The sequence below is a fragment of the Xanthomonas bonasiae genome, assembly GCF_014836395.1.
In the GTDB taxonomy this organism is placed as follows: Bacteria; Pseudomonadota; Gammaproteobacteria; order Xanthomonadales; family Xanthomonadaceae; genus Xanthomonas_A; species Xanthomonas_A bonasiae.
Genome location: NZ_JACSQX010000004.1, coordinates 143,078 through 167,959, shown reverse-complemented (window position 1 = coordinate 167,959; position 24,882 = coordinate 143,078). Strand labels below are relative to the sequence as shown.

Genomic DNA, 24,882 nt, shown 5'->3' with positions numbered 1-24,882 from the left:
CCGCGCCGCCGCCGCCGTCGCTTAGCGGCTTCCGGCGCCGGCGGCGATTGCGCTGCCGCCACCCACGCACTGCGCGAACAGGTCGCGCGAACGTTCGTAGACGCCGGTCTTGACCTGCATCAGGCCCAGCACCGACGGGAACAGGTTGTCCTGGTCGGCGTACTGGCGCGAACGCGCACGCACGCAGGCCAGGTCCAGGCCGCGGTCGCTGGCGAAGCCGGGCGAGAACCACATCACCATCGGCACGTGGGTCTGCTCCTGCGGGGCGATCGCATACGGCACGCCGTGCAGGTACAGGCCCTTCTCGCCCAGCGATTCGCCGTGGTCAGATAGATAGATCATCGCGGTGTCGTAGTCGGGCATCGCCTCCAGCGTGGACACGGTGCGCGCCAGCAGCTGGTCGGTGTACAGCAGCGAGTTGTCGTAGGCATTGGCGATCAGCTCGCGCTCGCAGTTGCCCAGGTCGGCGGTCTCGCAGGTGGGCGTGAAGCGGCGGAAGCTGGCCGGATAGCGTTCGAAATAGCTGGGGCCGTGGCTGCCGAGCTGGTGCAGTACGACCACCCGGTCGCCGGGCTTGGCGCGCACCTGGGTGGCCAGGTCCTGCAGCAGGATCTCGTCCACGCAGCGCCCGTCCTTGCACAGCTGCGGGTCCTTGGCATCGTCCAGGCGCTGGATCGCCAGGCCGTCGCACACGCCCTTGCAACCGGACTGGTTGTCGCGCCACAGCGTGGCGATGCCGGCGTGCTCGAGCACGTGCAGCAGCGACTGGTGCTTGCGGATGTTGCCTTCGTTGTAGTCGTGGCGGCCGAACGGGGAGAACATGCACGGCACCGAGACCTCGGTGCTGGTGCCGCACGAATGCATGTCGGGGAAGTTGATCACGTCCAGCTGCGCCAGTTGCGGCGTGGTCTGGCGGACGTAGCCGTTCAGGCCCCAGTTCTGCGCGCGCGCGGTCTCGCCCAGCACCACCACCAGCAAGCGCGGCTTGCTGCCGGGTGCGCGCGGGGTGGCGATCGCATCGTGTTCCAGCGGCAGCTTCGGCGCCTTGTGCGTGGGGCTGTCGGACTTGAGGTTCTGCCGCAACGCGACCAGGTAGTTGATCGGCGTGGCCAGGTAGCGGATCTCGCGGTGGTTGCGCATCATCGCCGACAGGTCCTGGAACGACAGCATCGCGCCGACGCCGCCCAAGGCCAGCATCGCCAGCAGGAAGCCGGCGCGGATCGCCAGCGCCCTGCCTGGCGGACGCCGGACCAGGCGCAGCCGCCACAGCGCCAGGATCGGCAGCGCGGCGTAGAACAGCAGCGGCGCGATCAGCGCCGGGGTCATCAGTTCGCGCGATTCCTTGTGATCGGTGGCCAGCACGTTGCGCAGCATGTCCGCGTCCAGGTAGACGCTGTAGCTGTTCATGTAGTGCGTGGCGAACGCCGTGGTGAGCAGCAGCACGCTCAGCAGCGGCTTGGACACGCCGCGCCACAGCAGCAGGCCCAGCAGCAGCCCGTGCACCGACAGCAGCAGCAGGAACAGCGACAGGCCCAGCTTCAGGTCGCCGGGGTGGCCGCTCATCGCGCTGCGCCAGAACATACCGTTGCAGACCAGGGCGAAGAACGCGCTGGCGGCCAGTGCCAGGGTTTCGTTGCTCACCAGGGGGCGGTGGCGCCACCAGTCGGTCTTGGACTGGCGGGTGCCGGAGTGCGGCATCGAAAGGCTCATGTGTGGCTTTCCTTCACGACAGGCAAGGGCAGATGCATGGATCGGGCCGAAACCTGCGGCTGCCACAGCAAGGCGCGGTACAGACCCAGAGCCACAGCCCAACTCAGGGACAGCGTCCACAGATCGTGGGACAGGAAGTGCGCACCGCGCAGCTGCTGGCCGAGCCCGAACAGCAGCCCGGCGCCAAGCCCGACCGCCAGCGCCGGCCAGCGCCAGGCCGGCTTCAGCGCCAGCGCGACGAAGTACAGCGCCACCCAGGCATAGCCGGCGCTGGAATGCCCGGCCGGGAAGCAGGCCGCATGCGGCATGCCGGCCGGCCGCGCCTCGAACAGGCCGATGTAGGGCAGGTGGCCGCCGTAGCGGCTCAGGTCCCAGGGGCAGTCCATGTGGGTCAGCGACTTCAGCAGCGACACCACGCCGGTGCTTAACGCCACCGCCAGCGCCAGGTACAGCAGCGGCAGCCGGTAGCGCTGGCCGTCGGCGCGGCGCCAGGCCCAGACCGCCAGGGCGGCGGTCGCCACCCAGGCCACAGTGCTGAGCAGCTTGCCGTCGTGATGGATCAGGCTGCTGGTCAGCGCCGCGTTCTTCAGTGCCCAGTGGCCGCCTTCCCAGCGGTACAGCAGGTCGGCGAACCAGAAGTCGCCGCCCAGGCCCATCAGTACGGTGCTGGCCAGCAGCGCCGCAGCCAGCGGCAGCCACAGATGCCGGCGATAGAACGCCGACGGCGCGGGCAGCACGGAAACGGCAGGCAGGGGCAGGGAGGGGCTGTGCATGGGTGCAGGCGGGCTGGGCGCGCGAATGGTGGCGAGTGTCATGATGTTGCGCTCCTTGTCGGAGACCGGTCGGATTGGAGCGCCGCAGGCGCGACGCTTCAGCCCAGGTTGCCGTCGCGGTTTTCGGGTTCCGTCCAGGTTTCGTCGAGATTCGGTCAAGACGCAGCGTTCCGACCGCGTTCCGACGCGCATCCGCTAGCATGGCGCCATCCCCCGTCGTCCCGGAATGCGAGCGAGTGCCATGCGGCTGTTGGTGATAGAAGACAACCGGAACCTGGTCGCGAACCTGTTCGACTACTTCGAGGTGCGCGGCCACACCCTGGACGCGGCGCCGGACGGCGTCACCGGCCTGCACCTGGCCACCACCCAGCACTACGACGCGGTGATCCTGGACTGGATGCTGCCGCGCCTGGACGGCCCGCAGGTGCTGCGCGCGATGCGCGAGCAGCACCACGCCGAGGTGCCGGTGATCATGCTTACCGCGCGCGACGAACTGCCGGACAAGATCGCCGGCTTCCGCGCCGGCGCCGACGACTACCTGACCAAACCGTTCGCGCTGCCGGAACTGGAAGTGCGGCTGGAGGCGCTGCTGGTGCGCGCGCAGGGCCGCGGCCGCAGCAAGCTGCTGTGCGTGGGCGACCTGCAGCTGGACCTGGGCACGCTGGAGGCGACCCGCGGCGGCCGCACCCTGCACCTGTATCCGGCCTGCCGCAAGCTGCTGGAAGTGCTGATGCAGGCCAGCCCGGCCGCGGTCACCCGCGATCGCCTGGAGCAGGCGCTGTGGGGCGACGAGCCGCCGGACGGCGACATGCTGCGCTCGCACATCTACGACCTGCGGCGCAGCGTGGATGGTCCGTTCGCGACCAAGCTGATCCACACCCTGCCGCGCATCGGCTACCGGCTTGCGGTGGTGGATCCGCACGAGCAAGAGCATGCCGCGTAGGACCGGGCTGCGGCAGCGCATCACCCTGTGGCTGGTCGGCTATGCGGCGCTGCTGTCGCTGGCGGTATTCGTGCATGGCTACATCGTCAACGACCAGGCCGAGCAGCTGACCTGGCGTTCGCTGCTCAGCTCGGAGCTGGAACATTTCCTGGCGCGCAGCGCGGTCGATCCGGACTACCGCTGGATCGACACCCGCACCGTGAGCCTGTACGGCGACGAAGGCGGCGAGCCGCTGCCGCCGGCAGTGGCGGCGCTGGCGCCGGGCCTGCACGACGACGTGCCGCTGGAAGGCCGCGACAAGGTGGTGCTGGTGCAGGACGTGCGCGGTCGCCGCCTGGCGCTGTCGCTGGACATCACCGAGCTGCAGAAGCACGAGGAGAACCTGGCGCTGTGGATGCTGCTGTCCAACGTGATCGCGGTGCTGCTGCTCGGCGCGCTGGTGGCCTGGGGCCTGGGCCGGGTGGTGCAGCCGCTCACCGACATGGCGCAACGCATCGGCAGCCTGCGCCCGGACCGGCCGGGCCAGCGCATCGAAGTGCATCCGCGCGCCAGCGCCGAACAGGTGGTGATCGCCGATGCATTGAACGACTACCTGCTGCGCAACGACCTGTTCGTCGAGCGCGAGCGCGCCTTCATCGACAGCGCCAGCCATGAATTGCGCACGCCGGTGGCGGTGATCGGCGGCGCCGCCGAACTGGCGCTGGAGCAGTCCGACATCCCGCCCAGCGCGCGCAACCAGCTGCTGCGCATCCGCCGCACCGCCAGCGGCGTCGGCCAGCTGATTTCGTTGCTGCTGGTACTGGCCAAGGATCCGGCGCGGCTGGCGCGTGGCAGCGACCTGGTGCGGCTGGACCAGTTGCTGCCGGACATCGTCGAGGACCATCGCCACCTGTGCGCCGACAAGCGCCTGGAACTGGTGCTGGCGCCGTTGCCGCCGTGCGAGGTGCTGGCGCCGCTGGCGATCGTGCAGGCGGCGATCGGCAACCTGCTGCGCAACGCCATCGAGAACAGCGACCAGGGCGTGATCCAGATCGCGATGCCGGCGCCGGGCGTGGTACGCATCGACGACCCCGGCCACGGCATGGCGCCGGAAGAGATCAGCGCGATCTACATGCGCATGGCCCGCGGCGGCGGCCGCGAGGGCAGCGGCATCGGCCTGGACCTGATCGCGCGGCTGTGCGAACACCTGGGCTGGTCGCTGCAGCTGGATTCGGATGCCGGGCAGGGCACGCGGGCGACATTGGACCTGAGTCCGGCATTGAAGGACGGCGGCGCGGCGTAGCGCGTTGCCGCTCTTGCCCGAAGCCGCATCGGCATCGCGGCTCTGGCCGCGCAACCTGTAGCGCAACCTGTAGGAGCGGCTTCAGCCGCGACTGCGTCCGCAGCCGGGTTGGCATCCGTGCCCTGACGGCATCCGAAGCCTGGGCGCTATCCCGCTTCGTTCGTCGCGACTGAAGTCGCTCCCACAGTGGCCTGCGGCAGATTGGCTGGTGCACTGTGGGAGGGACTTCAGTCCCTGCCGCATGCGTAGCCGGTTGGCATCGGTGCTTCGTTCGTCGCGGCTGAAGCCGCTCCTACAGTGGCTTGCGGCAGATTGGCTGGGTGCATTTTGGGAGGGGCTTCAATGCCGACTGCATGCGTAGCCGGTTGGCATCGGTGCTTCGTTCGTCGCGGCTGAAGCCGCTCCTGCAGTGGCTCGCGGCAGATTGGCTGGGTGCACTGTGGGAGGGACTTCAGTCCCGACTGCATGTGTAGCCGGTGGGCATCCGTACTTCGTTTGTCGCGACTGAAGTCGCTCCTACAGGGGCCTTGCGGTTGGTCTGCTGGGTGCACTGTAGGAGCGGCTTCAGCCGCGACTGTATTCGCGGCCGGTGGGCAGCCGTGCTTCGTTCGTCGCGACTGAAGTCGCTCCTGCAAAAAGCGTGCGGATGGCTAGCCTGGTGCACTGTGGGAGGGACTTCAGTCCCGACTGTGTCCGCAGCCGGTCGGCGCCCGCGCTTCGCTCGTCGTGGCTGGAGCCGCTTCTGCGAGTGCTCCGGGCCGGCGATGGCAGGATGGGCGAAGCCTCAGTCCGGTTGCGGCAACAGTCCGCGCTGCAGCAGCCAGGCGCGCGCGTCCTCGGCGTCCTGTTCGAACCATGCGCGCGTGGAGCCCAGCCGGTAGGTGTAGCCCCAGGCATCCATGTCGGCCATCAGCCGCGCGCTGCCGACGCCGGGCAGCGCGTCGGCCAGCACGATCTGCAGATAGCAGGTGGCGTCCTCTTCCTCGACCGAGTCGGTGGCGTCTGTATGCACCAGCGCACGCCGTTCCGGCGGCAGCACGATCAGGTGGCAGGCTTCGTGCAGCAGCGAGTGCACCGGCGTGTCGTCGCGCACGTACACGTCGCTGGCGATCACCCCGGCTTCCGGTTCGCCCCAGTAGCTGCCGGGAATCTTGGCGCCGTCGGCGACCCGGTGCAGCATCAGTCCATGCCGGGCCAGCAGCGCGCGCGGCGCGTCCAGGCCGATGGCGCCGACGGTCAGGACCTCGGCAGCGGGTGCGGAGCGGGAGTCGTTGGTCTGCATCGGGAGGTCGGGAAGGAGGAGCGGCGCGAGACGCCATCGGCAACGGATTGGCGGCGGTTGGGCCGGCCGACAGCGCGACTGCCGTGCCGCTCGAGCTCAGGCGTTCGGTTTGCGCCGCTGGGGTTGTGCAGGCAACCGTGGCGCATTGCCGGCGCCGCAGTGTTTTCGTCAGGACGTTACGTCGAACGCACCACCGAACAATGCGGCGCGGGCTGCGCGCCACGGTCGCTGTCTGCGACCGCAGCGCGCTGCACCCCTCAGGGCGTCGGCCCTTCCGGCAATGCCACCGAGATGTCGAGCACGTCGTGTTCGCCGTCCTTGACCAGGTCCACCTTGACCGCGTCGGCGTCGATGTTGACGTACTTCTTGATCACTTCCAGCAGTTCGCGCTGCAGCAGCGGCAGGTAATCCGGGCCGCCGCGGTGGTTGCGTTCCTGCGCGATGATGATCTGCAGGCGGTTCTTGGCCGTCTCGGCGGTGTTCTTCTTGGCCTTGAGGAAGTCGAATAGTCCCATGCTCACCCTCCGAACAACTTGGTGAAGAAGCCCTTCTTCTCCACGGAGATGAAGCGCATCGGGCGCTCTTCGCCCATGATCCGGGCCACGGCGTCGTCGTACGCCTGGCCGGCCGGGGACTCGCCGTCCAGGATCACCGGCTCGCCCTTGTTGGAGGCGTTGAGCACGTCGCCGGATTCGGGGATCACGCCGATCGCCTTCAGTCCCAGCACTTCCTCCACGTCGGTGATGCTGAGCATCTCGCCGCCTTCCACCCGGCCCGGGCTGTAGCGGGTCAGCAGCAGGAACGCCGGCACGGTCTTGCCTTCCTCGGCCTTGCGGGTCTTGGAGTCGAGCAGGCCGATGATGCGGTCGGAGTCGCGCACCGAAGAGACTTCCGGGTTGACCACGACCACGGCGCGGTCGGCGAAGTACATCGCCAGGAACGCGCCCTTCTCGATGCCGGCCGGCGAATCGCAGACGATGTATTCGAAGCCTTCGGCGACCAGGTCCTTGAGCACCTTCTCCACGCCGTCCTGGGTCAGCGCGTCCTTGTCGCGGGTCTGCGAGGCAGCCAGCACGTACAGGTTGTCGAAGCGCTTGTCCTTGATCAGCGACTGCTTGAGCGTGGCCTCGCCGTGCACCACGTTGACGAAGTCGTACACCACCCGGCGCTCGCAGCCCATGATCAGGTCGAGGTTGCGCAGGCCCACGTCGAAGTCGATCACGGCGACCTTCTTGCCGCGTCGCGCCAGCCCGCAGGCCAGGCTCGCGCTGGTGGTGGTCTTGCCGACGCCGCCCTTGCCGGAGGTGACTACGATAATTTCAGCCAAAGGAATGTCTCCTGATACGTTCGGTTGTAGGGCCGCGTCAATCTTGCGCGGCGATCTTGATCTGGTCCTGCTCCAGCCAGACCTGGACGGCCTTGCCACGCAGTTCCTTGGGAATATCGTCCAGTACCTTGTAGTGGCCGGCGATGGCGACCAGTTCGGCATGGAAGTCGCGGCAGAAGATCCGCGCCTCGGTATTGCCTTGCGCGCCGGCCAGCGCGCGCCCGCGCAGGCTGCCGTAGATATGGATGCTGCCGTCGGAGATCACTTCGGCGCCGGCGCCGACCGTGGCCACCACGGTCAGGTCGCAGTTCTCCGCATACAGTTGCTGGCCCGAGCGCACCGCGGTCCTCTGCATGCGGCCCGGCTGCGGGCGCGCCGCAGGGGCGGGCGGCGGCGGGGGCGGCGGCGAGACCGGAGCGGGCGCGGCGGCGGGGGCGCCGCCGTCGATGCGCTCGTACTGGGCGCGGAACTTGGCCAGCAGCGGCAGGCCCAGCGCCTCGGACAGCTGCTCGGTCTCGCGGGTGCCGTAGGCCAGCGCCACCGGCAGCACGCCGGCGGCGCGCAGGCCTTCCAGCAGCGCGCGCGCTGTGGCGGTGTCGGGCGTCTGCGCCAGGCCGCCGAAATCGATGATGACCGCGGCGCGGCCGAACAGCTTGGGCGCGCGCTGCACGCGCTCGCGCATTTCCTGGGTCAGGCGCGCCACGTCCAGGGTGCGGATGCGCAGGTTGGCGATGCCGACCTGGCCGATCTTCAGTTCGCCTGCCTGCTCGAAATCCAGATTCACCGACGACACGCTCAGGTCCCGGTCGGGCGCTGGGCCCGTTGCAGGCGACGGGCATGGCCGACCCAGGGCAGGTCGGGCAACTGCTCGCCGTAGGTCTCGCGAACCCAGGCGTAACTGCACAGATCCTTCAACAGCATGCTGGCACGCACCTCCACCTCGTTCATCGTGTTCTGGCCCACTTCGCGGAAACCGAAGCTGCCGTGGAACAGCAGCGCCGCGTCCGCGCCATGGTCCAGGAAAACCTCGCACGCCAGCTGCGGGTAGCGCAGCTCGGCGTAGCTCTGCACGTCGGCATAGAACGCGCGGCCGACGCCACCGCCGCGGCGGCGGCTGGCCACCACGATGCGGTCGATATAGAAGAATGCCGGATAGCGCTCGCGAAACCAGGCGAAATTGCTGCTGTCGTGATCGCTGTCGCCGCCGAAGCCGACCAGGAAGCCGGCCAGGTTGCCGTCGCGCTCGGCGACGCGGAAGTACTCTGCGGTTTCGTAGAAGCGATGCAGCTTGGCCGAATCCAGCGGCAGGATCGCCAGTCCGGCGTTGTTGTTCAGGGCCAGGACCGAATCGAGCTCGTGCTCGCGCACGTCGCGGATGACGATCGACATTGGGACTCCGTTGCTGATGCGCGCGCGGCCAGATGCGGACCGCCAGCCGGATTATCGCACGCGTGGCCCGGGGCGGCGAGCCGCGCATGCATGACTTCCGTGGGAGTGCATTGCGCGCCGTTCATCCTAAGATGCGTGCATGTTGGGAAACCTCAGCCATACCCGCGTCCTGCGCTTCGCCGGCCTGTTCACCTGGGCCATGATCGCCATGCCGCTGGTCTACACCTACTGGATCCCGGAGGAGGGCGTGAACCGGCGGGGCGGCTGGGAGGCGGCGATGATGTCCGGCTTCTTCATCGCCTTCGGCGGCAGCTACTACTGGCTGACCCGCGGGCTGGGCAGCGGCGGCCACGCGCATTGGTACGATCGCCTGATCCTGCTGCTGCTGACCGTCTGCGCGCTGGCGGTCAGCTATCTGACCGGAAGCGGGCTGGGCAGCATCCTGATGATGGTGGCGGCGGGGGTGATCCCGTGGCTGCTGCCGGTGCGGATCGGCGTGCTGTGGCTGGTGCTGAGCCAGTTGGCGGTGCTGCCGGTCTACTACCTGCTGGTCGGCTTTCCGCTGTTCGACGCGCTGATGCAGTCGTTGCTGTACGGCGGCTTCTCCATGTTCATCTTCGTCACCAGCCTGGTCGCGCGGCAGCAGGCCCAGGCCCGCGAGGAGCAGCGCCAGCTCAATGCCGAGTTGCGCGCCACCCGCGCGCTGCTGGCCGAAAGCGCCCGGGTCAACGAGCGCACCCGCATCTCGCGCGAACTGCACGACCTGCTCGGCCACCACCTGACCGCGCTGAGCCTGAACCTGGAAGTGGCCGGCCACATCACCGAGGGCCGCGCGCAGGAACATGTGCACCAGGCGCATACCCTGGCCAAGCTGCTGCTGACCGACGTGCGCGAGGCAGTCAGCCATCTGCGCGACAGCGGCGCGATCGACCTGGCCGCGGCGCTGCGGCCGCTGGTCGAGCGGGTGCCGTCGCTGCGGATCCACCTGCAGGTGGACGAGCCGTTGACCGTCGAGGATCCGGAGCGTGCGCATGTCTTGCTGCGCTGCACCCAGGAAATCATCACCAACACGGTGCGCCACGCGCAGGCCGACAACCTGTGGATCCAGGTGCGCCGCGAAGGCCCGCAGGTGGTGATCCGGGCCCACGACGATGGCCGCGGCTGCGAGGCGCTGCTGCCCGGCAATGGCCTGCGCGGCATGCGCGAGCGGCTGAGCCAGTATGGTGGCAGCCTGGAAATCGATGCGCCGCAGGGCACGGGCTTCCGCCTGCGCGCCTCGGTCCCGAGCGCGGCCGCTTTGCTGCCGCCCGCCGTTTCACAAGGAGTGTTGTGATGATCCGTGTCTGCCTGGTCGACGACCAAACCCTGGTGCGGCAGGGAATCCGCTCGCTGCTGGCGTTGGACGGCGGGATCGAGGTGATCGCCGAGGCCAACGACGGCCGCCAGGCGGTGGAGCTGATCCCGCAGGTGAAGCCGGACGTGGTGCTGATGGACATGCGCATGCCGGCGATGTCCGGACTGGAGGCGCTGCAGATGCTGTCGCGCAACGGCACGCTGCCGCCGACCATCATCCTCACCACCTTCGACGACGATCAGCTGGTGCTGGCCGGGCTCAAGGCCGGGGCCAAGGGCTACCTGCTCAAGGACGTGTCGCTGGAACAGCTGGTCGGCGCGATCCGCGCGGTGGCCGCCGGCGGTTCGCTGGTGCAGCCGGCGGTGACCCAGCGCCTGCTGTCGGGCCTGGAGCACATGCGCAACGACTTCGTCAGCCTGGACCGGCCCGACCCGCTGACCGACCGCGAGACCGAGATCCTGCGGCTGATGGCCAGCGGCTTCTCCAACAAGGAGATCGCCAACTCGCTGGGCGTGGCCGAGGGCACGATCAAGAACCACGTGTCCAACATCCTGTCCAAGCTGGGCGTGCGCGACCGCACCCGGGCGGTGCTGAAGGCGTTCGAACTGCAGTTGGTCTGACGGGACAGGATGCCCGGCCCGGCGCAGCGCGCCGGGCGTTCGCGGGCGCGCGAGCCAGTGGCTCGCAAGCGGCGCCCACTCACCCTGTCCAAGCTGGGTGCGCGCGACCGCACCCGGGCGGTGCTGACGGCGTTCGAGCTGCAGTTGGTCTGACGGGACAGGATGCCCGGCCCGGCGCAGCGCGTCGGGCGTTCGCGCGCACCGGTGCCGCGCCAGCCCCCTGTAGGAGCGACTTCAGTCGCGACGAACGCAGCGGCAGGCGCGCCGAGTCCGGATGCGGTCTGGGCCGACAGCCCGGCGTTACAACGCTCGGGATGCAATGGTCTGGCCGCCCGGATCGGCGGTGTCGCCCGCGGCCAAGCGCAAACGCCGCGCCATGTCTGGCCTGCCCGCAGCGACCCGGCCCCGGCCCAAGCCTGTCCGCCACTGCCGGCGCGACAATGGTCTGGTCGCCCGCCCGGCGCCGCGGCGGCGCTTTGCACGGCGCGTTCGCGGGGTTTTCGCCACTATGCCGAATTCCGCGTCGCCATCTGCTGACCACGAGCCGCGAAGCCTGCTAGGATGGGCGCTTCGCTTCATTAACCCGGCCGTGGGATCGGCCCCGGAGACCTCCTGAATGACCCGTATTATCGAATTCCTGATCGCACTGGGGATCGTGGCTGGCCTGTTCGTCATCGTCGGCCTGGTGCTGCCTTCGGAGCGTCACATGTCCGAGAGCGTCGAAACCAATCGACGCATGACCATTGTCTATGACACGGTGAACAGCCTGCGTCGTTTCAAGGACTGGAATCCTCTGGTGCTACGCGATCCGCGTATCCAACTGAAGCTTTCCGGTCCTGAAGCCGGCGTCGGCGCCCGCCTCGACTACACCTCCAACGAGGGCTACATCGGCAAGGGCAGCTGGACCATCACCTCGACCGAGAAGAACAAGCAGGTCGTCATCGGCATCGAAGACGAGAGCAAGGGCAGCGACAAGACCACGTCGTTCAAGCTCGAGCCGACCGGCAAGAGCGGTCGCAACGTCAAGATCACCCAGGACTACACGGTCAAGTACGGTTGGGACCTGTTCGGTCGCTATGCCGGCCTGTATGTGAGCCGTCATGTCGGCGACGACATCAAGCTGGGCCTGTCGCGGCTGAGCAACGTGCTGGCCACCGTGCCGAACGTCGACTACCGCGCCGAGGAAACCCCGTTGACCGACCTGAAGGTCGTCGATGTCCCGGCCGAGGATCTGCTGGTCGTCAACGCCGGCAACATCGACCGCGACAACGACTCCATCAAGAAGTCCATCAAGGACAACCAGGAGTGGATCAAGCGGGTGATGGACGCCAACGGCCTGGAAGCGGCCGGTCCGGTGCGCATCGTTACCACCGATTTCGGTTCCGACAAGTACGCCTTCGACGTGACCCAGCCGGTGCGCAAGCGTGCCGGTGGCGCGCCGAAGCCGGACGCGGCGGCCAAGCCGGAAGAGAAGAAGGACGATGCAGCGGCTCCTGCGGCTCCGGTCGATGCGACCCCGGTCGCCGCCAGCGGCGATCCGCTTAAGCTGACCATCCCGCAGGGCGCGCCGGTCACCTACCTGCGTACCGAAGCGCACCGTTCCGCGTTCGCCAGCTACACCGGCCACATGGCGGGCCTGGATGCGGCGCGCAATGCGGTCCGCGCCTGGGCCGCGACCAGCGGCTACGACGTGACCGACCGTCCGTACGAGGCCTGGAAGGGCGGCGTGGACAAGTCGTTCACGCCGGAAGGCACGTACGACATCTACTGGGCGATCAAGTAAGCCGTCGCCTGGATGGATGAGTGACCCGAAACGCGCCGCTTCTTGCGGCGCGTTTCGTTTCTGGGGCCGGAACACCGGCCGCAACGGAGCATCGTCATGCTGAATCTCGATCGGCGTTCGCGCAAACGCTCCTGGCTGGCCTGTGCCGGCGGCCTGTTGGCCGCCGCCGCGATCGGCCTGTCCGCCTATGCCTCGCACGGCGTTGCCGAGCCGCTGGCGCAATCGCATCTGCAGACCGCCGCGCTGTATGCGTTCGGCCACGGGCTGGCGCTGGCGGCGTTGGGCCGCAGCAGCGAGCGCCTGCTCGCACGCGCCGCACTGGCGCTGCTGCTGCTCGGCACGCTGCTGTTTTCCGGCAGTCTGGCCGGCAACGCGCTGGCGCAATGGCCGACCCGGCTGGCCCCGGTCGGCGGGACGACGCTGATGCTGGGCTGGGTGCTGTACGCGCTGGATGCGCTGAGGCGTTGAGATGCCCCGTTACGCGCGCGGATTCGACACCCAGGCTGCCTTCGACTCCCTGAGCCGGCGCGACCGCAAGCTTGGCGCGTGGATGCGCCGGATCGGCCCGATCGCGCCGCAACCGGGCTGGGCCAAGCCATTCGATCCGGTCGATGCGCTGGCGCGCGCGATCCTGTTCCAGCAACTCAGCGGCAAGGCCGCGGCGACCATCGTCGGCCGCGTCGAAGCGGCCATCGGCAGCACCCGGCTGCATGCCGACACGCTGGCGCGGATCGACGATCCCGGCCTGCGCGCCTGCGGCGTGTCCGGCAACAAGGCGCTGGCGCTGCGCGATCTGGCGCGGCGCGAGGCGGCCGGCGAGATTCCTTCGTTACGCAGGCTTGCCTTCCTGGACGACGAGGCGATCGTGCAGGCACTGCTGCCGGTCCGCGGCATCGGCCGCTGGACGGTGGAGATGATGCTGCTGTTCCGCCTGGGCCGTCCCGACCTGTTGCCGGTGGACGACCTGGGCGTGCGCAAGGGCGCGCAGCGGGTGGATCGACTGGAACGGCCGCCGACGCCGACGGAGTTGCTGGCCCGCGGCGAGCGCTGGAGCCCGTATCGCAGCTATGTGGCGTTCTACCTGTGGAAGATCGCCGACTTCAGCGCCGCCGCGACGCTGCCCACGCCGCGGTCGCAGGAGTAGGGCGGCCCACGTTTTCTGTAGGAGCGGCTTCAGCCGCGACAGGGCGTTACCAGGAAAGGACCCGGTCGCGGCTGAAGCCGCTCCTACAGGGAAGCGGGCCATCGACCTCTGGCCGCACGGCGATGTTCGGCAGCACGTCCTGCGCCGCGTTCGCAGGAGTCGGGTGGATTGATCGGCGTGTCGCTGCCTGGTGTCGCTTCCATATCCACTGGTGGCGGTGGGGCGATCAGACGGTCGGCGGCGTGGGGGCATCCTGGCTGGCCTGACCCGGCGTCGCCGCAATCGGCCGCGGCGGCGTCCGCCACAACGGATCGTCGCTCAACCGTGGGCGTTGCGAGGACGGGAAACGCCGTTCCTGCTGCAGCCAGCGGTGGTACTGGAAGGTGCCGCGCGCCGCGCTCAGGTAGACCAGGATCACGATCACCCCGAGGGCCGCACCATTGAGACTTCCGGCGAGCAGGAAGGCGATCCGGACGAGGACGTAGTAGGCCAGCAGCACGCTCGCCGCCACCCGATGCTTGCGCCGGACGCCGTAGGCCAGTGTCGCGATGAAGATGGCTTCGATCGCGCTGGTCGCGCCGATAACGGTGTTGCCGTTCTTGAGCGCGAGCAGTCCGCTGAGCAGCGTGATCCCCGCTTGCAGCGCTGCGACGATCCAGCCGACCTTGATCCTGCGCAGCACGTCGTCCGGTGCCTTTCCCGGCGGCGCGGCGGGGCTTGCCTGCAAGTCGGCTGCCGGCGCCGAGTACGGGTTCTGTTCCATCAGCGTGGATCTCCTGGACATGTCGCTGCGATATCGGTCGCGTGCGCGGCAACTTGAGCGCATGCCCGCCGCAGATGCGCCGCGCGCGCCATCGCCTCCGGCTTCATGCCGGCAAATACTTGTCCCACAGCCGATTGCGGAAGCGCTGCTGCGGATCGATGCGGCGCTTGATGCGCGCGAACGCCTCGGCTTCGGGATAGGCCGCGGCGAACTGGTGCGGCGTGGCATGCAGCCGGTACGGCAGGTAGTAGCGCCCGCCTTGCGCCAGCGCCGCGTCGATCAACTGCCGGGTCCACACCGCCGCCGCCCGGTCCGGAGCGGCGCCGCTGCGCTGCTTGTAGTACAGCACGAAGGAGAACACCGGCTGCGGCGCCCAGCGCAGCAACGACACCGTATCGGCCGGCGAGTGGCGGATCGAGACATTGAGCGCGTTGACCTCGTGGCGGCGCAGGATCGCGCCCATCTCGCGCGCGAATGCGGCGAACGCCGGCAGCGGCAGGAAGTATTCCTGCAGCAGGTAGGTGGACATGCGCCGCGTGCGTGGTTCCAGCGAGCGTGCGTCCAGGCTGGCCTGACAGTTGCGGCGCATCACCGCCGGCGTGTGCAGCAGCGGTTCGGTCTGGTAGCGCTCGCGCAAGGACTCGCCCAGCGGCAGTTCGGAGGCCGCCCAGATCAGGTTCTGTTCGCGCGCGTAGTCCTGCCCGCGCGGCACCAGCCGGCGCGTGTCGGTGGGCACGGCGTCGCTGCGCAGCCAGGTCACCGCCAGCGGGCGATCGAAGCGCGGCGGCATCAGGTCGGCGTTGTGCATCACCGCGCGCGGGTCGGCGGCGATGCGTTCGGCGAAGAATGCCGGATAGTCCGCCAGCGCGACGCGCTGCGCATGCCGCTCCAGCATGTCGTTGCGGGCCAGCGACACTTCCACTTCGGTGACCACGCCGAGTCCGCCGTAGCCGCCGATCGCCGCGGAGAACAATTCGGCATCGTGCTCGCGGTCGAGCTCGTGCACTTGGCCCTGCGCATCCACCAGTTGCAGCGCCTGCACCGTATGCGCGATCGGCCCGGCATGCAGGTAGCGGCCGTGGCAGTTGACCGCGACCGAGCCGCCGACGCTGAAATTGCTGTAGCTCTGCATCACCGCGACCGCCAGATCGTGCGGGTCGATCAGGTCCTGCACGTCGCGCCAGCGCATGCCGCTGCGCACACGGATGCGCTGCGCGGCTGGATCCAGATGCACCAGCCCGATCAGTTCGCGCAGGTCCAGATGCAGCGAGCCGGCGGCGCCGATCTGTCCGCCCATGCTGTAGCGCGCGCCGCCGATCGAGACCGCGCCGGTGTTGTCGCGCAACAGCGCGGCGACTTCGGCCACCGTGCGTGGCCGCGCGATGCGCGCGACCGCTGTGCGGTCGATGCCGGCGATGTCGGTGACCTGCGCCGCGGCGGCGGTCTCGCGCCGGCAACCGGGCATGGCCAATGCGGCGCCTGCGCCCAGCAGGGCGGCGGTGGCCGCGCGGCGCTGTTTGTCGATGTGCTCGTCCATAAGCAAGGTGTTCTCAATGGAATTGGCGGGGGGTGTAGGTCAATCGGCGACCAGTTCCACCTGCGTCTGCACGCGCACCCAGGCATCCTGGCTGGGATCGTTGAGCGTGGCGTGCAGCGTATAGGTACCGAGCGGATCCTCCGGTTCGAAGCGCAGCTGCAGCGACAGCGGTGCCAGTTCCAGCATGCCCGGCGCGGCCGGTTTGCCGCCGGTGGTCAGCGGTCGCGGAGGTTCCTGCAGCGCGACCTGGCCGTCCGGCCCGAGCATGCGCAGGCGCATGCGTGCGTCGCAGGCGCCGTCGTTGTTGGGACTGGGCGCGCAGCCCGAATACAGCACGACCACCCGCAGCGGTTCGCCGCGGCGCACGCGCGTGGCCGTGCGCAGTTGCGGGCCGTGGCGGCTGTCGGTCTCGGTCCACTCTTTTCCGAAACGCGCGAACGCGGCTTCGTCGGCGACGTGGACGCTCGCCGCGAAGTCCTTGTCGTGCGCGCGCTCGGCGCTGTCGGCGACCGGCTTGCCCTGGCGATCGTGCCACTGCGCGGAGGCGCCGAACGGCAGCGCCAGCAATCCCAGGGCGCAACACGTCAGGCCTCCGCGCAACAGGCGCTCCATGCGCTGCTCCATGCCGACCTTCATGCCGGCGCTCCCGCGTGCCAGCGCCAATGCCAGGGTTCGTAGACGATGCCGTGCGGATTGTCGCGCGGATAGCTCATCCGGTAGGCGAAGTCGGCGGCATGCGCGCGCAGCCAGGCGAAGGCCGCGGTGCGCTCGAAGCTCTCCTCGGCCGGCGGCTCGCCGGGCGTGCCGATGTCCAGCGCGTCGCCGCTGTGGTGTTCGCTGTAGCCGGGTGCGGCATTGACCTGCAGGATCTGCTGCAGGCTCTGCCCGCGCGCGAACTTGCGCGCGAAGATGCCCAGTTGGTAGGCGTGGCTGCGGTAGCCGGAGATCGCCTCCAGCACCACGCCGTCGCGGGCGGCGGCGCGCTGCAGCGCCTGCCAGGCGCGCGCGGCGCCGGCGCTCAGCCACAGCGGGCGCCGGTAGCGGTCTCGGCCCGCTGCATGCAGGGTGGCGGGTTCGGCCTGCAGCGGCAGGCCGGTGCTGCGCGCGTAGTCCTCGGCGTCCAGGCCGAGGCCGTCCAGGCGTTCGTGCAAGGCGCTCAGCGGCAGCGGTCCGGCGTCATCGGGTTGCCGGCGCAGGGGCAGGGCGTCGAGGCGATCCAGCGCCGCATCGATGCCGGGTTCGTGCATCAGCCGCGGCAGCAGCGCATGCAGGCCGCGCGCGGAGGCAGCCGCCAGGTAGCGGCCGTCGCACTTGCGCCGCAACAGCCAGGTCGCCTGCGCGAGCAGGCGCGCATCGACGTTGCTGCGCGCGCGCAGCAACCTGGCCGGCAGCAGTTCGATGCATTCGGTATTGAGCAGCAGGGCGGGAGCGGGGCGCATCCGCACAGGGTAGGGCTAAGCGCGGTGCGCGGCCAGCCGTTGCAGGTCCTGCAGCAACTGCCGCGGCTGTTCGGGGCTCAGCAGCAGCCAGCGCCCGTCGCGCAACGGTAGCGCCAGCACGCGGCTGGCATCGGTGACCAGGCAGAACGCGCGCTGGCCGTTGCGCATGCGGAAATAGCCGGATTTGAAGCCGGGCAACGCGTAGGCGATGGTCTTGCGGGTCGGCGCGAATTCGCCGTGCTCGGCCAGGTCCACCACGCGTGCCTGCGCCAGATCGATCTGCGCGATGTCGGTGCGCGATGCGAACAGGCTGGAGCGGACCAGCAGCGTCCGTTCCTGCAGGCGGATGCCGCGGCGCAGGTAGAACAGGCTCAGCACCGTGCCGGTGGCTGGCAGCAGCACCAGGGTGGTCCAGTGCAGGCGGTGGCCGCGCTCCGGACTGGACAGGCCCACGGCGGCGACCAGCCCGGCGGCGAGCAGCAGCGGCAGCCACAGGCCCAGCAGCGGCAGGCGCCCGGGCGTGGCGACGCGGTAGTCGCGGGAGGTCGGTGCGGCTGGGGATTGGCTGTGCATGGCGGTCACGGTTGTGCGCGGATCCATTGCGCGGTATCGGCGATCAGCTGCGCGTCGACATGCCCGGGCTGCGCGTACTCGGCGGGGTTCGGGGCGCCGCTGCCGGCGATGCCGAGGTGGTTGAGCTGCGCATAGCGGTGCAGGGTCGCGCGCGGATCGTCGCCCAGCGCCTGCTGCCAGCGCTGCCAGTCCGGCGCGGTGACCTGGAAATCGCGCTCGCCCTGCAGCCACAGCACCGGCTGGCGCAAGGCGAGGACGTCGGCCACCGGATCCACCTTGTCGAACGCGCGCCAGTACGCGGCCGGCAAGTCCTGCGGCGAATCGGTCCGCGCCACCGCACCGTCGCCGCGGACCTTGGCCACGCGCCGCTCGATCTCGGCTACGCGTGCCTTGCCCTCGGCGGACGGCGTGCCTTGCAGGCCGAGCAGATAGCGGTTCTGGTCGAGCAGCAGGTCCAGCAGCGAGCGCGCCGGTGCCGCCCACAGGACGATGCCGGCGGTCTTGCCGGACATGCGCGCGATGCGCGCGGCGAGCATGCCGCCCTGGCTGTGGCCCATCACGAAGATGCGCTTGGGGTCGATGCCGGGCGTGCGCGCCAGCGCCGCGACCGCGGCGACGGCATCGTCGGTGGTTTCGTCGTCCATGGTGAAGCCGTCCTGCATGCGCCCGGCGAAGCTTTCCGGTATAGCGAAGGTGCGCTTGTCGTAGCGCAGCACCGCGATGCCTTGCGCGGCCAGGCCACGCGCGACATCGAGGAACGGCCGGTTCGGGCCGATGGTCTCGTCGCGGTCGAGCGGGCCGGAGCCCTGCACCAGCACCACGGCCGGGAACGGTCCCTTGCCGGCCGGCAAGGCCAGGGTGCCGGGCAGCGGACCGACCGCGAACGCCTGTTCGGCGAAGCCGGCATCGGCAGCGGGCGGCGGCGGAGCCGGTGGCGCGGCCGGGGTCAGCAGCAGGCCGGCGATCTTGCCTTCGGCGTTCACCGAGACATGCAACAGCATCGCGCCGTGTTCGAATTGCAGGCGTCGCTCGATCAGGCTGAGCCCTTGCTGCTGGCGTTCGCTGGCCGTGCCGCGCTGCTGCAACGCGCCCATCTGTGCGGACACCATGTGCCAGGCCGCGGCCAGTTTCTCGGCCGGCACCGCTTGCGCCATCGCGGGCGTGAAATCGCGTTCGGCCGCGGCGATGTCGCCGGCCTGCAGGCGGTCCAGCAGCGTGTTCGCCGCCTGCTGAGGCGAGGCCGCCAGTGCAGCGGCTGGGAACAGCAGTGATGCCAGTATGGGACCGAGGTGGCGGCGTGGGCGCATGTCAGCTCGCCTTCTTGAACACCAGCAGCACCGGCCACAGCCGCGGCGAGCTGATCACGTTTACCAGTTCCCAGCCCAGGGCGCCTTGCTTGTTCAGCTCGGCCTGGATCGGTTCGGCGTCCACTTTGCCGAGAAAGGTGGGCTTGAGATTCACTTCGACAGTGAGGTAAGTCCAGCGCGTGGTCATGGCTTGGGTTCCTGGTCCTCGCCGGGCTTGGGCAGCCGGCCGGCCTTGCGCAGCGCGTCGCGCAACACGTATTCGATCTGCGCGTTGAGGCTGCGCAGCTCATCGTCGGCCCAGCGCTGCACCGCCGCCAGCACGTCGGCGTTGATGCGCAGCGGATAGGCCTTCTTCTCGCTCATGCGGGACGGCTCGTTTGCATCCGTGCGGCCGCTGCCGCACGGAGGTGGCAGGACTCGCGCATCAGTACAGCGAGCCGGCGTTGACGATCGGTTGCGCGCCGCGGTCCGAGCACAGCACGGTCAGCAGGTTGCTGACCATGTGCGCCTTGCGCTCCTCGTCCAGCTGCACGGTGCCGTTCTTCTCCAGTTCGGCCAGCGCCATTTCGACCATGCCCACGGCACCGGCGACGATGCGCGTGCGTGCGGCGATCACCGCGTTGGCCTGCTGCCGCTGCAGCATCGCCTGGGCGATTTCCGGCGCATAGGCGAGGTGGCTGATGCGCGCCTCGATCACGTCCACGCCGGCCTGGGTGAGGCGTTCGTCGAGGTGGCGCTTGAGCTGTTCGCTGATCTCGGCGGGGTGGCTGCGCAGCGAGATCTGGCCGTCCTCGTGCTGGTCGTAGGGATAGCTGGTGGCCATCGCGCGCAGCGCCGATTCGGACTGGATATGCACGAAGCTCTCGTAGTCGTCGACGTTGTACACGGCCTCGGACGCGTCGATCACCTGCCACACGATCACCGCGGCGATCTCGATCGGGCTGCCGTCCAGTTCGTTGACCTTGAGCCGGCCGCTCTCGAAGTTGCGCACGCGCTGGCTGACCTTCTTCTTCGAATAGAAGGGGTTGTTCCAGCGCAGGCCGTTGTCCTTGACCGTGCCCACGTACTTGCCGAACAGGCTCAGCACCGCGGCCTGGTTCGGCTGCACCGTGTACAGGCCGCACAGGCTGAACAGGGCGGCCGCGCCGAGCAGCAGCGACAGCAGCACCAGCGGCAGCGAGCTCGGCCCGCCGCTCACCGGATCCTTGATGACGCCCATCACGAACAGCCACAGCGCCAGCGCGGACAGCGCCAGGACGCCGAGCAGAAGCGGAATGCCGGGCAGCGAGCGAAGCGTGCGTTCTTTCATGGCGGTGTCCCCAAGTGTGTGAGAAAAAGATATCACTTTGATATCTGATTGCAAGGGGGGCGTTTGCGGACGTCTGCGACAGGGAAACGGCACGGGCCGTTAGAATGGCGCCCCTCTTTCGCGCAGGCACCGCCGCCATGACCACCCTGGGAACCCCGCTGTCCGCTTCCGCCACCCGCGTGCTGCTGCTGGGCTCGGGCGAACTGGGCAAGGAAGTGGCGATCGAGCTGCAGCGCTTCGGCGTGGAGGTGATCGCCGCCGATCGCTATGCCGATGCGCCGGCGATGCAGGTGGCGCACCGTTCGCACGTGCTGGACATGCTCGATGCGATGGCGCTGCGCGAGCTGATCGCGCGCGAGCAGCCGCACCTGATCGTGCCGGAGATCGAGGCGATCCACACCGAGACGCTGGTGGCGCTGGAACGCGAGCATGGCCAGCGGGTGATCCCGACCGCGCGCGCGGCGCGGTTGACCATGGACCGCGAGGGCATCCGCCGCCTGGCCGCCGAGACGCTGGGCCTGCCGACCTCGCCGTACCGCTTCGTCGATACGCCGGAGGAGTACCGCGCGGCGATCGCCGCGGTCGGCCTGCCGTGCGTGGTCAAGCCGGTGATGTCGTCCTCGGGCAAGGGCCAGAGCACGCTGCGCAGCGAAGCCGAGATCGACGCCGCCTGGGAATACGCGCAGACCGGCGGCCGCGCGGGCGCCGGCCGCTGCATCGTCGAAGGCTTCATCGATTTCGACTACGAGATCACCCTGCTGACCGTGCGCCATGCCGCCGGCACGTCGTTCTGCGATCCGATCGGGCACTGGCAGAAGGACGGCGACTACCGCGAGAGCTGGCAGCCGCAGCCGATGTCGGCGCTGGCGCTGCAGCGGGCGCAGGAGATCGCGCGCGCGGTCACCGACGACCTCGGCGGCTGGGGCCTGTTCGGCGTGGAACTGTTCGTCAAGGGCGACGCGGTCTGGTTCAGCGAAGTGTCGCCGCGGCCGCACGACACCGGCCTGGTCACCCTGGTCTCGCAGGAACTGAGCGAGTTCGCGCTGCATGCGCGCGCGATCCTGGGCCTGCCGATCCCGGTCATCCGCCAGAGCGGGCCGTCGGCTTCGTGCGCGCTGCTGGCGCACGGCGAAGGCGTGCCGCTGTTCGGCAACGTCGCCGCCGCGCTGCAGGCCCCGGACACCGCGCTGCGCCTGTTCGGCAAGCCCAGCGTGCACGGCCACCGCCGCGTCGGCGTGACCCTGGCGCGTGGCGCCAGCATCGACGAAGCGCGCCAGACCGCCCGCGACGCCGCCGCCGCCCTGACCATCGAACTGAAGGCCTGACAGCAGGGGAAAAGGTTTGACGGCACGGAAAAGGGACGCGCTCGTGGCGCCGTTCCCAATCCCCAATCCCGATTCCCTAATCCCGGCTCTTCAACCCGGCGGCGCGAACCGCGCCGCCGCCAGGCGGATGCTCCACACCAGCTCTACCATCGCCAGGTTGTTGAGCAGCGCTTCGCCGCCGAGGATCAGCCAGTAGCCGCTGCCGTCCACCCAGAACGGGACGAACGACCAGTCCGGCAGCAACAGCTGCGGCTCGCTGTAGAACGACACGTAGCGCTGCGCGCCGCTCCAGCCGCGTGCGCCCTGCCGCTGGGCGAAGCCGGAGAAATCGGCCGCGGCCACGCTCAACGTGTCGGCCTCGTCCTGGTTCAGCCCGGCATGGCCCAGGCAGAAACCGCCGTCGGAGGCGAGCACGGCGCGGCGCTCGGCCGACAGCGGCGCGATCACGTGCTGGGCGAAATCGTCCAGGCGGATCTCCGGGCCGGGCACCGGGCGCCGCAACAGCTGGATCCACTGCCGCTCGCGCGCTTCGTGCAGCAGGCGCTGGGCGTCGCCGTCCACGCGCATGCGCCATTCCGGCAGCGACAATGCGCCGTGCGCGCTGAGCAGCAGTTGCAGGGCGCGCTGCATGCGGTCCGGGGCGGCGCTGGCGAAACCATGCAGCACGCCGTGCGGCGTGGGCATCAGCCAGGTAGGTTCTTGGTCGTCGTTCATGGCCGAGGGCTTGCAATGGAAAGAGGGAGGTCGGCGGCGACGCTGCGGCCGCCGAGCAGGTCGCGTTGCTGCAGCCAGCGTGCGGTGCGGTCCCAGCGGTCGCCCAGGGCGAGCGCATGGCGGCGCAGCTCGCGGCTGGCGAGCATGAAGGCGAGCTTGTCCTGGCAACTGATGCAGTAGTCGAGGAACTCGCGCTCGCAGCGCGCCGCGGTCAGCGGGGCGCCTTCGCACAACGCCTCCACCACCTCGCGCACCATGCGCCGCGAATGGTCGGGGCTGGCCCGGCGGACCCGTGCCGGCACGTCGGCCGAGGGGCGCGCCAGCACGCTCCAGCGTGTGGCCAGGGCATTGATCGGCAGCAACGCGTGGCCATGGCTGTGGCGTTGGAAGGCCTCGGCCACATGCGGCGGCAGATGCGCGGCGGCCATCTGCAATGCCGCCTGGCGCAACGCGGTGTCGTGTCGCGGCAGCGCCACGAACAGGTCGGCGAGCACGCCTTGCGCCGGCTCGTTGTCGTGCAGCTGCAGCGCCGCATGCAGGCGCGCCAGGTGCGCGGCGGCGTCGCGCGGATCGCGCAGCAGGGCGCGCGCATGCGTGCGCATCACCAGGCGGGCCGGGTCTGCAGCGGTGGTGCGGTTGGCCATGGCGGTGCGCTCAGTCCAGCAAGGTGTCGATCAGGTCGATCATGAATTCCGCGTCTTCCATCGCCATCGCCTCGAAGCCGCGCTCCAGGCCCAGCGCATCGAGCACGCCCTGGTCCTCGCGGTGCGTCGCGTCGCCCAGCGCCAGCAGCGCCGTTTGCAGCGCAGGCAGCTGCGCGGCGATGCGCGGATGCGCCAGCAGCACGTGGCCGATGTCGCACAGCGCGCTCTCCACCAGCGGCCGCAACCGCTCGCGGGTCAGTCGCGACAGGCGGCGATAGGCGTCGGCCAGGAACAGGCCGGCATCGGCTTCGCCTTCCAGCAGCAGCCGCGCCACTGCGGCGTAGCTGCTGGCCGGACGCCAGGCGATGCGCTCGGGGTCGAGGTCGGCCGGTTCCAGCAGGCGCAGCGCGATCAGGCGCACGTCGTGGTTGTCGGTCAGCGCGATGCGGCAGCCGTAGGACAGGTCTTCGACACGGCGCGCCGGCGCGTCCGCGGCGGCGGCGATCACCACTTCGTCGGCATGCGCGCGCGGGCGTGCGAGCGGCAGATAGCCGCGCGTGCGGATCAGGGCGCTGGCATCGAACGGACTGGCGTACACCAGGTCGACCACGCTGTCGTCGAGCAACTGCCTCTGTTCCGCGGCATCGGCCGGCATCAGCAGGTGCAGGCCGACGCCGGTGCGGCGCTGCAGCACGGTACTGAGCAGGTACCAGCCGCAGAAGTTCTCCGGCGCGAAGTCCGGCGCGACCAGGAAATCGAGGCTCATGCCGGCGTCTCCGCGCGCTCGTCCTGCAGCCACTGCGCGTATAGCGGTTGCAGGGCGTCGATGCGCCGCCGCGAGGGCTTGCGCCGCACCGAGGTGAAGCCGACCACCTGGCCGTTGCGCACGTTCGGCAGCGCGGTGGCGTAGACCCAGTAGCAGGCGCCGTCGCGGCGCAGGTTCTTGACGTAGCCGTGCCATTTCTCGCCGCCCAGCACCGTGTCCCACAGGTCGCGGAACGCGCGCCTGGGCATGTCCGGGTGGCGCAGGATGCAGTGCGGCGCGCCGATCAGCGTCGCCCGCGGCCAGCCGCTGAGTTCGACGAAGGCGTCGTTGGCGTGGGTGATGACCCCGTCCAGGTCGGTGCGCGACACGATCAGGCGCCCGTCGGGGTAGGCCACTTCGCGTTCGCTCCAGTACACCAGGCGGCGGCTGCCATCGTGGTAGCGCAGCTCGGCGCTGCGGTGCGGCTCGTGCGGCGGATCCATCGGCGGCAGCGGCATGGCGGCGCTCCTAGAGAATCTGCTGCAGCGCCTGGGCGGCGCGCTTGATGTCCAGGAACACCAGGCCGAGCTTGGCGCTGGGCTTGGCGAGCACGGTCAGCACCGCTTCGCGCCCGGCCGCGCTCATGATCACGTAGCCGAGTTCGCCCTGGATCAGCACCCGCTCCAGCGGCCCGCGCGCCAGCTCGCGCGCGCTGCGCTCGCCCAGCGCCAGCAGCGCGGCGGACATCGCGCCGACGCGGTCCTCGTCCATGCCCTGCGGCATCGCCGAGGCGATCATCAGTCCATCCAAGGAAATCAGCGCCGAGGCCTCGATGTCGGCGGTGGCGCCGTTGAGTCCCTCCAGCGCCTGTTGCAGCTGTTGCGTTCGCATGCTCGCTATCCGGTGACGCATCCCGACG

29 protein-coding genes and 1 pseudogene are annotated in these 24,882 nt (G+C 69.5%); 9 read left to right on the top strand and 21 right to left on the bottom strand.

All coding sequences use genetic code 11. The features are described from left to right. Positions 1 to 21: 21 nt before the first annotated feature. Entirely contained in the window at positions 22 to 1,710 is a 1,689-nt protein-coding gene (locus H9658_RS07695) for a phosphoethanolamine transferase (RefSeq protein WP_191824945.1), read from the bottom strand. Beyond that, entirely contained in the window at positions 1,707 to 2,483 is a 777-nt protein-coding gene (locus tag H9658_RS07690; RefSeq protein ID WP_191824944.1) for a phosphatase PAP2 family protein, read from the bottom strand. The genes H9658_RS07695 and H9658_RS07690 overlap by 4 nt, the downstream gene beginning before the upstream one ends. 241 nt (positions 2,484 to 2,724) lie before the next feature. Here H9658_RS07690 and H9658_RS07685 point away from each other — a divergent pair, with 241 nt between their 5' ends. Together H9658_RS07685 and H9658_RS07680 are read left to right on the top strand one after the other, a co-directional pair. After that, entirely contained in the window at positions 2,725 to 3,426 is a 702-nt protein-coding gene (locus tag H9658_RS07685; RefSeq protein ID WP_191824943.1) for a response regulator transcription factor, read from the top strand. Beyond that, a complete protein-coding gene (locus H9658_RS07680) occupies positions 3,416 to 4,708 on the top strand; it encodes a sensor histidine kinase (protein ID WP_179570761.1) in 1,293 nt (430 codons plus the stop codon). The genes H9658_RS07685 and H9658_RS07680 overlap by 11 nt, the downstream gene beginning before the upstream one ends. A gap of 784 nt (positions 4,709 to 5,492) precedes the next feature. Here H9658_RS07680 and H9658_RS07675 read toward each other — a convergent pair. The 5 genes from H9658_RS07675 to H9658_RS07655 all read right to left on the bottom strand — a co-directional run bounded on the left by H9658_RS07675 (position 5,493) and on the right by H9658_RS07655 (position 8,706). Further along, positions 5,493 to 5,990, bottom strand: coding sequence for a hypothetical protein (locus H9658_RS07675; protein WP_191824942.1), 498 nt, complete (start codon positions 5,988 to 5,990; stop codon positions 5,493 to 5,495). Positions 5,991 to 6,247: 257 nt separating this feature from the next. After that, complete coding sequence (minE, locus tag H9658_RS07670) at positions 6,248 to 6,505, bottom strand: cell division topological specificity factor MinE (protein WP_009608870.1); 258 nt, start codon at positions 6,503 to 6,505, stop codon at positions 6,248 to 6,250. A gap of 2 nt (positions 6,506 to 6,507) precedes the next feature. Further along, a complete protein-coding gene (gene minD, locus H9658_RS07665; RefSeq protein ID WP_179570763.1) occupies positions 6,508 to 7,317 on the bottom strand; it encodes a septum site-determining protein MinD in 810 nt (269 codons plus the stop codon). A 37-nt stretch (positions 7,318 to 7,354) separates the two neighbouring features. Then, positions 7,355 to 8,110 carry a septum site-determining protein MinC gene (gene minC / locus H9658_RS07660; RefSeq protein WP_179570764.1) on the bottom strand — a complete coding sequence of 252 codons (756 nt, stop codon included), beginning with the start codon at positions 8,108 to 8,110 and terminating at the stop codon, positions 7,355 to 7,357. Positions 8,111 to 8,112: 2 nt separating this feature from the next. Beyond that, positions 8,113 to 8,706, bottom strand: a complete 594-nt coding sequence (locus H9658_RS07655; protein WP_179570765.1) for a GNAT family N-acetyltransferase — start codon at positions 8,704 to 8,706, stop codon at positions 8,113 to 8,115. Positions 8,707 to 8,845: 139 nt separating this feature from the next. Between H9658_RS07655 and H9658_RS07650 the strand changes: the two genes are divergently transcribed. From H9658_RS07650 to H9658_RS07625, 6 genes and pseudogenes are all read left to right on the top strand, one after another. Continuing rightward, entirely contained in the window at positions 8,846 to 10,039 is a 1,194-nt protein-coding gene (locus H9658_RS07650; RefSeq protein ID WP_191824941.1) for a sensor histidine kinase, read from the top strand. Further along, the gene (locus tag H9658_RS07645; protein WP_003465620.1) at positions 10,039 to 10,680 is read left to right on the top strand and encodes a response regulator; all 642 of its coding nucleotides are present in this window, start codon (positions 10,039 to 10,041) and stop codon (positions 10,678 to 10,680) included. Before H9658_RS07650 ends, H9658_RS07645 begins: the two co-directional genes overlap by 1 nt. 84 nt (positions 10,681 to 10,764) lie before the next feature. Further along, positions 10,765 to 10,833 (top strand): annotated as a pseudogene (locus H9658_RS22890) (DNA-binding response regulator); the annotation flags it as partial. A gap of 463 nt (positions 10,834 to 11,296) precedes the next feature. After that, positions 11,297 to 12,463, top strand: a complete 1,167-nt coding sequence (locus tag H9658_RS07635; RefSeq protein ID WP_179570767.1) for a polyketide cyclase — start codon at positions 11,297 to 11,299, stop codon at positions 12,461 to 12,463. A gap of 96 nt (positions 12,464 to 12,559) precedes the next feature. Then, positions 12,560 to 12,931: a DUF423 domain-containing protein gene (locus tag H9658_RS07630; protein WP_191824939.1), complete on the top strand. Its 372-nt coding sequence runs from the start codon at positions 12,560 to 12,562 to the stop codon at positions 12,929 to 12,931. Position 12,932: 1 nt separating this feature from the next. Beyond that, positions 12,933 to 13,607 (top strand): DNA-3-methyladenine glycosylase family protein, encoded by a 675-nt coding sequence (locus tag H9658_RS07625; RefSeq protein ID WP_191824938.1) that lies wholly within the window; start codon positions 12,933 to 12,935, stop codon positions 13,605 to 13,607. Positions 13,608 to 13,833: 226 nt separating this feature from the next. On the opposite strand, the gene H9658_RS07620 is transcribed toward H9658_RS07625, so the two are convergent. The 9 genes from H9658_RS07620 to H9658_RS07580 all read right to left on the bottom strand — a co-directional run bounded on the left by H9658_RS07620 (position 13,834) and on the right by H9658_RS07580 (position 20,535). Further along, positions 13,834 to 14,370 (bottom strand): hypothetical protein, encoded by a 537-nt coding sequence (locus tag H9658_RS07620; RefSeq protein WP_191824937.1) that lies wholly within the window; start codon positions 14,368 to 14,370, stop codon positions 13,834 to 13,836. 103 nt (positions 14,371 to 14,473) lie between these two features. After that, complete coding sequence (locus H9658_RS07615; RefSeq protein WP_191824936.1) at positions 14,474 to 15,907, bottom strand: FAD-binding oxidoreductase; 1,434 nt, start codon at positions 15,905 to 15,907, stop codon at positions 14,474 to 14,476. Positions 15,908 to 15,946: 39 nt separating this feature from the next. Further along, on the bottom strand, positions 15,947 to 16,543 hold the full coding sequence (locus tag H9658_RS07610; RefSeq protein WP_191824935.1) for a hypothetical protein: 597 nt from the start codon (positions 16,541 to 16,543) through the stop codon (positions 15,947 to 15,949). Then, positions 16,540 to 17,346 (bottom strand): M15 family metallopeptidase, encoded by an 807-nt coding sequence (locus H9658_RS07605; protein WP_191824934.1) that lies wholly within the window; start codon positions 17,344 to 17,346, stop codon positions 16,540 to 16,542. The genes H9658_RS07610 and H9658_RS07605 overlap by 4 nt, the downstream gene beginning before the upstream one ends. 15 nt (positions 17,347 to 17,361) lie before the next feature. Further along, positions 17,362 to 17,946 carry a PH domain-containing protein gene (locus tag H9658_RS07600; protein ID WP_225209814.1) on the bottom strand — a complete coding sequence of 195 codons (585 nt, stop codon included), beginning with the start codon at positions 17,944 to 17,946 and terminating at the stop codon, positions 17,362 to 17,364. After that, a complete protein-coding gene (locus H9658_RS07595; protein ID WP_191824933.1) occupies positions 17,925 to 19,226 on the bottom strand; it encodes an alpha/beta hydrolase in 1,302 nt (433 codons plus the stop codon). Before H9658_RS07595 ends, H9658_RS07600 begins: the two co-directional genes overlap by 22 nt. Before the next feature lies 1 nt (position 19,227). Continuing rightward, the gene (locus tag H9658_RS07590; protein ID WP_179570776.1) at positions 19,228 to 19,413 is read right to left on the bottom strand and encodes a DUF4177 domain-containing protein; all 186 of its coding nucleotides are present in this window, start codon (positions 19,411 to 19,413) and stop codon (positions 19,228 to 19,230) included. Beyond that, entirely contained in the window at positions 19,410 to 19,589 is a 180-nt protein-coding gene (locus tag H9658_RS07585; RefSeq protein ID WP_179570777.1) for an Arc family DNA binding domain-containing protein, read from the bottom strand. The genes H9658_RS07590 and H9658_RS07585 overlap by 4 nt, the downstream gene beginning before the upstream one ends. A gap of 61 nt (positions 19,590 to 19,650) precedes the next feature. After that, positions 19,651 to 20,535: an SPFH domain-containing protein gene (locus H9658_RS07580; protein WP_179570778.1), complete on the bottom strand. Its 885-nt coding sequence runs from the start codon at positions 20,533 to 20,535 to the stop codon at positions 19,651 to 19,653. A gap of 137 nt (positions 20,536 to 20,672) precedes the next feature. Here H9658_RS07580 and purT point away from each other — a divergent pair, with 137 nt between their 5' ends. Continuing rightward, complete coding sequence (purT, locus tag H9658_RS07575) at positions 20,673 to 21,860, top strand: formate-dependent phosphoribosylglycinamide formyltransferase (protein WP_191824932.1); 1,188 nt, start codon at positions 20,673 to 20,675, stop codon at positions 21,858 to 21,860. Between the two features lie 90 nt (positions 21,861 to 21,950). Here purT and H9658_RS07570 read toward each other — a convergent pair whose 3' ends face one another. Genes H9658_RS07570 through H9658_RS07550 form a run of 5 tightly spaced genes read right to left on the bottom strand, consistent with a single transcriptional unit; the run spans position 21,951 to position 24,854 of the window. Next, positions 21,951 to 22,574 carry a hypothetical protein gene (locus H9658_RS07570; protein ID WP_179570782.1) on the bottom strand — a complete coding sequence of 208 codons (624 nt, stop codon included), beginning with the start codon at positions 22,572 to 22,574 and terminating at the stop codon, positions 21,951 to 21,953. Beyond that, positions 22,571 to 23,218 (bottom strand): hypothetical protein, encoded by a 648-nt coding sequence (locus H9658_RS07565; RefSeq protein ID WP_225209813.1) that lies wholly within the window; start codon positions 23,216 to 23,218, stop codon positions 22,571 to 22,573. The genes H9658_RS07570 and H9658_RS07565 overlap by 4 nt, the downstream gene beginning before the upstream one ends. Before the next feature lie 10 nt (positions 23,219 to 23,228). Continuing rightward, on the bottom strand, positions 23,229 to 23,984 hold the full coding sequence (locus H9658_RS07560; RefSeq protein ID WP_191824931.1) for a PhnD/SsuA/transferrin family substrate-binding protein: 756 nt from the start codon (positions 23,982 to 23,984) through the stop codon (positions 23,229 to 23,231). Beyond that, a complete protein-coding gene (locus H9658_RS07555) occupies positions 23,981 to 24,481 on the bottom strand; it encodes a PAS domain-containing protein (RefSeq protein WP_191824930.1) in 501 nt (166 codons plus the stop codon). The genes H9658_RS07560 and H9658_RS07555 overlap by 4 nt, the downstream gene beginning before the upstream one ends. Positions 24,482 to 24,491: 10 nt before the next feature. Then, positions 24,492 to 24,854: a roadblock/LC7 domain-containing protein gene (locus H9658_RS07550; protein ID WP_179570785.1), complete on the bottom strand. Its 363-nt coding sequence runs from the start codon at positions 24,852 to 24,854 to the stop codon at positions 24,492 to 24,494. Positions 24,855 to 24,882 lie beyond the last annotated feature (28 nt).